General features: G+C 69.8%; 8 protein-coding genes. 3 read left to right on the top strand and 5 right to left on the bottom strand.

Features of this window, described 5'->3' with window-relative positions; all coding sequences use genetic code 11:
- Positions 1 to 113: 113 nt before the first annotated feature.
- From ppdK to HMPREF0731_RS07965, 3 genes are all read right to left on the bottom strand, one after another.
- Positions 114 to 2,783 carry a pyruvate, phosphate dikinase gene (gene ppdK, locus HMPREF0731_RS07975; protein WP_007003562.1) on the bottom strand — a complete coding sequence of 890 codons (2,670 nt, stop codon included), beginning with the start codon at positions 2,781 to 2,783 and terminating at the stop codon, positions 114 to 116.
- A 12-nt stretch (positions 2,784 to 2,795) separates the two neighbouring features.
- Positions 2,796 to 5,039, bottom strand: a complete 2,244-nt coding sequence (gene glyS, locus HMPREF0731_RS07970; RefSeq protein WP_007003561.1) for a glycine--tRNA ligase subunit beta — start codon at positions 5,037 to 5,039, stop codon at positions 2,796 to 2,798.
- A gap of 83 nt (positions 5,040 to 5,122) precedes the next feature.
- On the bottom strand, positions 5,123 to 6,019 hold the full coding sequence (locus HMPREF0731_RS07965; protein WP_051014714.1) for a glycine--tRNA ligase subunit alpha: 897 nt from the start codon (positions 6,017 to 6,019) through the stop codon (positions 5,123 to 5,125).
- A gap of 80 nt (positions 6,020 to 6,099) precedes the next feature.
- Here HMPREF0731_RS07965 and HMPREF0731_RS07960 point away from each other — a divergent pair, with 80 nt between their 5' ends.
- Positions 6,100 to 6,504 (top strand): ketosteroid isomerase-related protein, encoded by a 405-nt coding sequence (locus HMPREF0731_RS07960; RefSeq protein ID WP_007003559.1) that lies wholly within the window; start codon positions 6,100 to 6,102, stop codon positions 6,502 to 6,504.
- Positions 6,505 to 6,638: 134 nt separating this feature from the next.
- On the opposite strand, the gene HMPREF0731_RS07955 is transcribed toward HMPREF0731_RS07960, so the two are convergent.
- Positions 6,639 to 7,013, bottom strand: a complete 375-nt coding sequence (locus tag HMPREF0731_RS07955; RefSeq protein WP_245538286.1) for a winged helix-turn-helix transcriptional regulator — start codon at positions 7,011 to 7,013, stop codon at positions 6,639 to 6,641.
- Positions 7,014 to 7,133: 120 nt separating this feature from the next.
- Between HMPREF0731_RS07955 and HMPREF0731_RS07950 the strand changes: the two genes are divergently transcribed.
- Complete coding sequence (locus HMPREF0731_RS07950; RefSeq protein ID WP_007003557.1) at positions 7,134 to 7,745, top strand: NAD(P)-dependent oxidoreductase; 612 nt, start codon at positions 7,134 to 7,136, stop codon at positions 7,743 to 7,745.
- Positions 7,745 to 8,347, top strand: a complete 603-nt coding sequence (locus HMPREF0731_RS07945) for a DsbA family protein (protein WP_007003556.1) — start codon at positions 7,745 to 7,747, stop codon at positions 8,345 to 8,347. Before HMPREF0731_RS07950 ends, HMPREF0731_RS07945 begins: the two co-directional genes overlap by 1 nt.
- A 60-nt stretch (positions 8,348 to 8,407) precedes the next feature.
- On the opposite strand, the gene HMPREF0731_RS07940 is transcribed toward HMPREF0731_RS07945, so the two are convergent.
- On the bottom strand, positions 8,408 to 9,637 hold the full coding sequence (locus HMPREF0731_RS07940; protein ID WP_007003555.1) for an aminopeptidase: 1,230 nt from the start codon (positions 9,635 to 9,637) through the stop codon (positions 8,408 to 8,410).
- Between the last annotated feature and the right edge of the window lie 20 nt (positions 9,638 to 9,657).

Raw genomic sequence — 9,657 nt, 5'->3', positions numbered from 1 at the left:
TTTTTTCTGTCCGCTGCCGGTCAGGGCCGCGATGGGATCGCCGCACTCACAGCCGCCACCCCGGCCCAGCGCCGCGCCCCGCTTCTGAACGAGACCGCGGCAGCCTGACAGAACTAAGCGGTGCGGTCGGAGGCGCCGGAAAGGGCGGCCTGCGCCGCCGCCAGCCGCGCCACCGGCACGCGGTAAGGCGAGCACGACACGTAATCCAGCCCGACACTCTCGCAGAACTGGATCGAGGACGGGTCGCCGCCATGCTCGCCGCAGATGCCAAGCTTGATGGCCGGCTTCACCGACCGGCCCTTCTCGGTGGCGATCTGCACCAGCGCGCCGACACCCTCCGGGTCGATCGAGACGAACGGGTCCTTCGGCAGGATGCCCTTCTCCACATAATAGGGCAGGAACTTGCCGGCATCGTCACGCGACAGGCCGAAAGTCGTCTGCGTCAGGTCGTTGGTGCCGAAGGAGAAGAAGTCGGCGGTGCCGGCGATGGCGTCCGCCGTCAGCGCCGCGCGCGGCAGCTCGATCATGGTGCCGACCAGGTACTCGATCTCCTGGCCCGCCTCGGCGAAGACCTCCTTCGCCACCTTGTCGACCTGGGCGCGCGTGATCTCCAGCTCCTTCCGGGTGGCGACCAGCGGGATCATGATCTCGGGCACCGGCGCCTTGCCCGTTTCCTTGGCGATGGCGACGGCGGCCTCGAAGATGGCGCGCGCCTGCATCTCATAGATCTCGGGATAGGTCACGCCGAGACGGCAGCCGCGATGGCCGAGCATCGGGTTCGCTTCCGACAGATCGGCGGCGCGGCGCTGCATGGTGGCCAGGTCGGCGCCGAGGCTCTCCGCCACCTCGGCCAGCTCCTCCTCCTTGTGGGGGAGGAATTCATGCAGCGGCGGATCGAGCAGGCGGATCGTCACCGGGAAGCCCGCCATGATGCGGAACAGCTCGGAAAAATCCTCGCGCTGGAAGGGCAGCAGCTTGGCCAGCGCGTCGCGGCGGCCGCCCTCGCTCTCCGACATGATCATCTGGCGCACGGCGCCGATGCGCGCCGGGTCGAAGAACATGTGCTCGGTGCGGCACAGACCGATGCCCTCGGCGCCGAATTTTTTCGCCGTATCGGCATCGAGGGGCGTTTCCGCATTCGCCCGCACCTTCAGGCGGCGGACCTTGTCGGCCCAGCCCATCAGCGTCGCGAAATCGCCGGAGAGCTGCGGCTCCACCATCGCCACGGCACCGAGAAAAATCTCGCCCGTGGCGCCATCGAGGGTGATGGTCTCGCCCGCCTGGATGGTCTGGCCGCCGGCGCGCAGCTGCTGGCTGTTGTAGTCGACGACGACACCGCCAGCGCCCGCCACGCAGGGCCGGCCCATGCCGCGGGCCACCACCGCCGCGTGGCTGGTCATGCCGCCGCGCGTGGTCAGGATGCCCTTGGCGGCGTGCATGCCGTGGATGTCCTCGGGCGAGGTCTCGATACGCACCAGGATGACGCTCTCGCCCTTGGCGGCGCGCGCCTCGGCCTCGTCGGCGGAGAAGACGACGGTGCCGCAGGCGGCACCCGGCGAGGCCGGCAGGCCCTTGGAGAGCAGGTTGCGCGGCGCCTTCGGGTCCAGCGTCGGGTGCAGCAGCTGGTCGAGCGAGCCGGGCGAGACGCGCCGGACCGCCTCGCGCTCATCGATCAGCCCCTCGCGCGCCATGTCGACGGCGATCTTCAGGCTGGCCGCGGCGGTGCGCTTCCCGTTGCGGGTCTGCAGCATGTACAGCTTGTTCTGCTGCACGGTGAACTCGATGTCCTGCATGTCCGTGTAGTGCTTCTCCAGCGTCTCACGGACTTTGACGAGTTCGGCATAGGCGGCCGGCATGGCCACTTCCATGCTGCGCTCGCCGGGCTTGGCGCGGGCTTCCGACATCGGCTGCGGCGTGCGGATGCCCGCCACCACATCCTCGCCCTGCGCGTTGATCAGGTACTCGCCGTAAAAAATATTCTCGCCGGTCGAGGGGTCGCGGGTGAAGCAGACGCCGGTGGCGCAATCCTCGCCCATATTGCCGAACACCATGGCCTGGACGTTCACCGCCGTGCCCCATTCGGCCGGGATGTCGTGCAGGCGGCGATAGGTGATGGCGCGCTGGTTCATCCAGCTGCCGAACACCGCGCCGATGGCGCCCCAGAGCTGCGCCTCGGGATCCTGCGGGAAGGGGCTGCCCAGCACCTCCTGCACCATCGCCTTGTACTGGGTGACGACGTGCTTCCAGTCCTCGGCCGAAAGCTGCGTGTCCTCGGTGACACCGCGGTCGAGCTTGGTGTCCTCGATGATCTCCTCGAAGCGGTGATGGTCGACGTCCAGCACCACCGAGCCATACATCTGGATGAAGCGGCGATAGCTGTCCCAGGCGAAGCGCGCATCGCCCGAGGCGGTGGCGAGCCCCTCCACCGTGCGGTCGTTCAGGCCGAGATTGAGCACGGTGTCCATCATGCCCGGCATGGAGACGCGGGCGCCGGAGCGGACCGAGACCAGCAGCGGCTTCGCCTCGTCGCCGAACTTCAGGCCGACCGCCTGCTCGATGCGGGCGAGGTTCTCGGCCACCTGCGCCGTCAGCTCCGCCGGGTACTGCTTGCCGTGCTGGTAGTAGTAGGTGCAGACCTCGGTGGTGATGGTGAAGCCCGGCGGCACCGGCAGGCCGATCGACGCCATCTCCGCCAGGTTGGCGCCCTTGCCACCCAGCAGGTTGCGCATCTCGGCCTTGCCGTCATTGCGGCCGGCGCCGAAGCCATACACCCACTTCTGCATCTCGGGTTTCCTTCAGCCTTCGATCTTGGAGAAGTCCGCAACCTGGTCGATCGCCGACCGCAGCCGGGCCAGGAGGCCCAGACGGTTGCGCCGGAGTTTCGCCTCCGGATCGTTTACCACCACCTTGTCGAAGAAGGCATCCACCGGTGCCCGCAGCGTGGCGAGCGCGGCCATGGCCGCGGTGTCGTCCTCGGCCGCCAGCGCCGCGCGGGCGCGCGGCAGCGCCTCGTCCAGCGCGGCGGAGAGCGCCTTCTCCTCCTCGGCCACCAGCAGCGCGGCATCGGTCTCGGGGCGGTGCGGACCGTCCTTCTTGTCCTCGATGCGCAGGATGTTGGCGGCGCGGCGGGAGGCGGCCAGCAGGTTGGCGCCGTCCTCGCCCTCCAGGAAGCCGCGCAGCGCGGCCGCGCGGGCCAGCAGGCGGACCAGGTCGGCGCCGCCAGCCGGCAGCACGGCGGCCAGCACGTCATGCCGCTCGCCCTCGGCGCGCAGCTGCACGCGCAGCCGCTCGGCCAGGAAGTCGAGCAGCCCGGCGGCGAAGGCCGCGACCATCGGCGGGTGGGCCGATTTCGGGTCGGGCTGGAAGCCGGCCTTCATCGCCTCCTGCGCCACCGCCATGCCGAATTCCGGCTCGGCCGTGCTGCCGACCGCCTGCGGGAAGCCGAAGAAGGCCTCGGCCAGCGCGTCGGCCAGGTCGAGTCGCAGCCCGTTCTCGCGCAGGATGCGGATGATGCCGAGCGCCGCGCGGCGCAGCGCGAAGGGATCGCCCGAACCGGTCGGCTTCTCGCCCACCGCGAAGAAGCCGGCCAGCTGGTCCAGCTTGTCGGCCAGGGCCACGGCGATCGCGACGGGTTCCGACGGCACGGCGTCGCCCGGGCCGGCCGGGCGGTAATGCGCGGCGATGGCCTCGGCGACCCGGGAATCCTCGCCATCCTTCACCGCGTAGTAGCGGCCGATGATGCCCTGCAGTTCCGGGAACTCGCCCACCAGCCCGGTGGCGAGGTCGGCCTTGGCGAGCTTCGCGGCGCGGGCGGCGAGCGCCGCATCGGCGCCGAGCTTCGGCGCCAGCCAGGCGGCCAGCCGCTCCAGCCGCGCCACGCGCTGCCCCTGGGTGCCGAGCTTGGCGTGGAACACCACGCTGTCCAGCTTCGGCAGGAAGCTCTCCAGCGCCTGCTTGCGGTCGAGGTCCCAGAAGAAGCGGGCATCGGAGAGGCGGGCGCGCAGCACCCGCTCATTGCCGCCGGCGACGGCCTTGCCGCCATCGGTGGCGGCGATGTTGGAGACCAGGGCGAAGCAGGGCGCCGCCGTGCCATCCGGCTTGCGCAGGGCGAAATAGCGCTGGTTGACGCGCATGGTGGTGCGCATCAGCTCCGGCGGCAGATCCATGAAAGCGTCGTCGATGCGGCCGAGCAGCGGCACGGGCCACTCCACCAGACCAGCCACCTCCGCCACCAGGCCCTCGTCAGGCACCACCTCGACCCCCTCCGCGGCGGCCAGCGCCGCCACGCCGTCACGCACCAGCTTGGCGCGCTCGACGGGGTCCAGAACGACATGGCGCGCCGCGAGTTGCGCCGCGTAATCGGCGAAATTGTGCACCGCGAAATCCCCCGGGGAGAGGATGCGGTGCCCCTCGGTGCGGTCGCCGCTCCGCAGGCCATGCCCGTCATCCTCGCCCTGCACCAGGGTGAAGGGGACGACCGCGCCGTCGAACAGGCACAGGATTCTTTTCAGGGGCCGCACCCAGACGAAATTGCTGGTGCCGCCCCAGCGCATCGATTTCGGCCAGGGGAAGCGGCGCAGGATGCCGGGGATGATCTCGGCCAGCAGCGCGCCGGTCGGCACCGCCGGGCGGGCGCTGCGGCCGAGCAGCTTGCCCCCCTTCTTCTCCCGCCGCAGCACCAGGGTCACGGCGCCCTCGGCATGCAGCACCGTCTCGCCCTCGCCCGCCCCGGCCGCGGCCTCGCGCAGCGTCGGCACCAGCGACTCGCCCAGGCCGAGCTTGCCGAGGAAGCCGGCCAGCGCCCGGTCCGGGGCCTCCGGCGCGGGGCCGGCCAGCTCGTCCTGCACCGCCTCGGTGGCGGCGGGCAGCTCGGCCAGCAGGGTCAGCCGGCGGGGGCCGTGGAACACCCGCACGCCCTGCGGCGCCAGGCCCGCGCCCTTCAGCGCCTCGCCCATCAGGCGCGACAGATCCTCGGCCGCGCGCGCCTGCATGCGGGCGGGGATTTCCTCGGAGAAGAGTTCGAGCAGGAGTTCGGGCATAATGGGCCTTGCGGGGATGGGGCCGGATGGAAGACTGGCGCGGGATTCGGGCGCCAGCATGGCAGTTTCGGTCGGGTGCCGGCTCAGCCGCCGGCCAGCCAGGTCTCGCAGCAGCGCTTCGCCAGGGCGCGGACGCGGCCGATATAGGCGGCGCGCTCGGTCACGCTGATGGCGCCGCGCGCGTCCAGCAGGTTGAAGGCGTGGCTGGCCTTGATGCACTGGTCATAGGCCGGCAGCGCCAAATTCTTCTCGACCAGCGCGGCGCACTCGCCCTCGGCATCCTTGAAGTGCTGGAACAGAAGGGCGGTGTCGGCGTGCTCGAAATTGAACGCCGAGAATTCCTTCTCCGCGCGCAGGAAGACCTCGCCATAGGTCACGCCCTGGCCGTTGAAATCCAGGTCATAGACGTTCTCGACGCCCTGGATGTACATGGCCAGGCGCTCGAGGCCGTAGGTCAGCTCGGCGCAGGGCTTCTCGACCGGGATGCCGCCGACCTGCTGGAAATAGGTGAACTGCGTCACCTCCATGCCGTCGCACCAGACCTCCCAGCCCAGGCCCCAGGCGCCCAGCGTCGGGCTTTCCCAGTCATCCTCGACGAAGCGGATGTCGTGCAGCGTCGGGTCGATGCCGAGCGCCTTGTAGCTCTCGATCAGCAGCGCCTGCGGGTCGGCCGGGCTCGGCTTCAGGATCACCTGGTACTGGTAGTAGTGCTGGAGGCGATTCGGGTTCTCGCCATAGCGGCCATCGGCCGGGCGGCGGGAGGGCTGCACATAGGCCGCCTTCCAGTCCTTCGGCCCGAGCGCGCGCAGCGTCGTCGCCGGGTGGAAGGTGCCGGCGCCCATTTCCATGTCGTAGGGCTGCAGGATGACGCAGCCCTGCGCGCTCCAGAAGCGGTGCAGGGTCAGGATGATGTCCTGGAAGCTGAGGGGCTTCCCGGGCTTCTGGGGGGGGAGTCCGGAGGTCTGCAGCGTCTCGGTCATGATGTCTTGGGCTTGCGGCCGTGTTATGCGCCGCACCATAAGACCCGCCCCACCCCCCGGCAAGGAAGGGCCCCGAGCACATGGCTGCCACCGAGACGCTGATCCGCTCCTACTACGCCGCGTTCAACGCCGGCGATGTCGAGGCGATGCTGGCCCTGCTGGCCGAGGATGTGGCCCATGACATCAACCAGGGCTCGCGCGAGACCGGCATCCCCGCCTTCCGCGCCTTCATGCTGCGGATGAATGCGCATTACCGTGAGGAGCTGCGCGACATCGTGGTGATGGTGGGCGAAGGCGGCACCCGCGCCGCCGCCGAGTTCACGGTGCATGGCAAGTACCTGGCCACCGATGCCGGGCTGCCCGAAGCCAAGGGCCAGGAATACATCCTGCCCGCCGGCGCCTTCTTCGAGGTGCGGGACGGGAAGATTGCCCGGGTGTCCAACTACTACAATCTGCAGGACTGGATCGCCCAGGTCGGCGGATGAGGGAAGAATCTTCTTTTTCTGAAGAAAAAGAAGCAAAAAGACTTCTTTCAGTCTGGCGTCCCGCCTCAGGCCATCAGCGGGACGCCAACGGATAAAAGTTTTTTGGTTCTTTTTTTCAAAAAAGAACCCTTTCCCTATTCTGCCGCCAGGGCTGGCGTGGCCGCGTCATAACGCCGCTGCGCTTCCAGCACAGCGCCGATCCGGGCTTCCGCCCAGTCGCGCAGCCCATCCAGCGCCCGGGCCAGATCGGCGCCCAGCGGGGTGATGGCGTATTCCACCGTCACCGGCACGGTGGCGAAGACCCGGCGGCTGACGAAGCCATCCCGCTCCAGCCGCCGCAGCGCCTGGGACAGCACCTTCTGGGTGATGCCGGTGGCGCGGCGCAGCGCGCCGAAACGCTGCGGCCCCTGCCGCAGCAGCAACAAGAGCATCACCGTCCATTTGTCGGCGATGCGGTCCAGCACCAGCCGCGTCGGGCAATTCGGGTCGAACAGATCGCCATGCTGCATGGCCTGCCTCCGCATCGGTTACCTCAGCCATACCAGATGGGGTGAAAGTGCCTTCTTTCGCGCCGCATAGGGCTGCCCTAACTGGTTCCCATCGGATACCAACTTTCAGGGACACACGCCATGCGCATCGCCCTCATCGGCGCCTCCGGCCAGGCCGGCAGCCGCATCCTGGCCGAGCTTTCCGCCCGCGGGCACCAGGTCACCGCCATCGCCCGCGACCCGTGCAAGATCGCGTCGCTGCCCGGCGTCACCGCCCAGGCGGGCGACGCCGCCGACCCCGCCACGCTGGCACCGCTGCTGGCGGGGCATGACGCGGTGGTCAGCAGCATCCATTTCTCGGCGAGCGACCCGGACAAGCTGATCGCGGCCGTGAAGCAGGCCGGCGTGGCGCGCTACCTGGTGGTGGGCGGCGCCGGCAGCCTGGAGGTGGCGCCGGGCGTGAAGCTGTTCGACACCCCCGACTTCCCCTCCGCCTATCTGCAGGAAGCCCGCGCCGGCGGCGCCTTCCTCGAGAGGCTGAAGCGGGAGGACGGGCTGGACTGGACCTTCCTCTCCCCCTCCGCCTGGTTCGTGCCCGGCGAGCGCACCGGGCATTTCCGCCTCGGCACCGACCAGCTGCTGGTGGATGCGACGGGCGACAGCCGCATCTCCTTCGAGGATTACGCCATCGCCCTGGCCGATGAGATCGAGCAGCCGAAGCACATCCGGCGCCGCTTCACCGTGGGCTACTGATGCCCATTCTGCATTACATCCACGACCCGCTCTGCGGCTGGTGCTACGCGGCTTCCCCTTTGGTGGAGGCCGCGGCGGCGGCGGGCATCGCGGTGCGGCTGCATGGCGGCGGGCTGTGGGACAGCCCGACCGCTTTGCCGCCAGCCAAGCGCGCGATGATCGCGCAGGCGGATGCGCGCATCGCGGCGATGACCGGCCAGCCCTTCGGCGAGGCCTATCTGCAGGGCCTGCTGCGGGACCCGGCCACGCGCTTCCATTCCCGCCCCACCATCGCCGCCCTGCTGGCGGTGCCGGAGGCGCAGGCGCTGCCGATGCTGCGCGCCATCCAGCGCGCGCATTATGTCGAGGGGCAGCGTGTGATCGAGACGCCGGTGCTGGCGCGGCTGGCCGAGGGGCTGGGCGTGGCGCCGGCGGAGTTCCTGCCGGCGCTGGAAGCCGCGCCGGTGGACCGTCACATCGAGACGACGCGCGGGCTGATGCAGCGCATCGGCGCCGGCGGCTTCCCGACCTTCCTGGTGGAGCGCGACGGCGTGGCCCGCCCGCTGCCCCACCAGGATTGCTACGGCAATCCCGCGCTGTTCGTGCAGCGCATCCTGAACTGAAGGCGGGGTCCGGGGTGGCCCTGCCACCCCGGCGGGGTCAGGGGCAGAGCCCCTGACTTTTCAGACCCACTCGCCCTTGCGCATCACCGGCTCCCGCCCGCCATCGAAGCGGATGCCGTCCACATCCACCTCGGCCGAGCCGATCATCCAGTCCACATGGATCAGGCTGGAATTGCCGCCGCGCGTGGCGAACTCGGCGTCGCTCATGCTCTCGGAATCGGTGAAGCACTTCTTGTAGGCCTGGCCGAGGGCGATGTGGCTGGCCGCGTTCTCGTCGAACAGCGTGTTGAAGAAGAGCAGCCCGCTCTGCGAGATCGGCGAGGAATGCGGCACCAGCGCGACCTCGCCCAGGCGGCGGGCGCCCTCGTCGGTCGAGATCATCTTCTGCAGCACCGCATCGCCGGCGCTGGCCTGGGCCTCGACGATCCGGCCGCCCTCGAAGCGCACGCGGATGTCGCGGATCAGCGTGCCCTGATGCGCCAGCGGCTTGGTGGCGGAGACGGTGCCCTCGGTCATGCCGGCATGGGGGGTGGTGAACACCTCCTCGGTCGGGATGTTCGGGTTGCCGGTGATGCCGTTCGCCGCCTTGGAGGAGCCGCCCATCCAGGCATGGTTGTCGGCCAGCCCCACCGTCAGGTCGGTGCCGGGGCCGGAGAAATGCAGGGCGCGGAAGCGCTTCTCGTTCAACATCCGGCGGCGGGTCATCAGCGCCGCGTTGTGCGCGGCCCAGGCGGCCTTCGGGTCGGCCTGGTCGACGCGGGTGCTGGCATAGAGCGCGTTCCACAGCTGCTCGACCGCCTGTTCCGGCGAGGCGTCGGGGAAGACGGCGCGGGCCCAGGCGGCGGAGGCGAAGGGCACCAGCGTCCAGTTGATGGCCGAGGCGGTGATCAGCTCCAGCGCCGGGCGATAGGCCTGGGAGCGGGCGCGGTTGGCGCGGGCCACCTTCTCCGCGTCCTGGCCGGCCAGCAGGCTGGGATCATCGCCCACCACGGCCAGCCGCGCGGCGCCGCCGCGGAAGGCGGCCGCCATGCCCTCGAACATCCAGCCCGGGGCAACGTCGAAGCTGCCATCGGCGGCGAAGCGGTAGCGCGCCAGGCTGCACTCATCGTCGGAGAACAGCGTCGTCACCAGCGAGGCACCGGCCTTGTAGGCATGCTCGGTGATGCGCCGCACCAGCGGCAGCGCCTCCACCGAGGCGGTCATCAGCAGCTCCTGGCCGGGCTTCAGCCCGCCGAGACCGACATGGACAGCGATCTCGGCCAGGCGGTCGAGGCGGGGATCAAGCGGCATGGGTTTTTCCTGTGTCATTC

Origin of the sequence: Pseudoroseomonas cervicalis ATCC 49957, assembly GCF_000164635.1 — a bacterium.
Lineage (GTDB): Bacteria > Pseudomonadota > Alphaproteobacteria > Acetobacterales > Acetobacteraceae > Pseudoroseomonas > Pseudoroseomonas cervicalis.
Note: the sequence above shows the minus strand (reverse complement) of the source record. Positions and strands in the feature narration are given on the sequence as shown.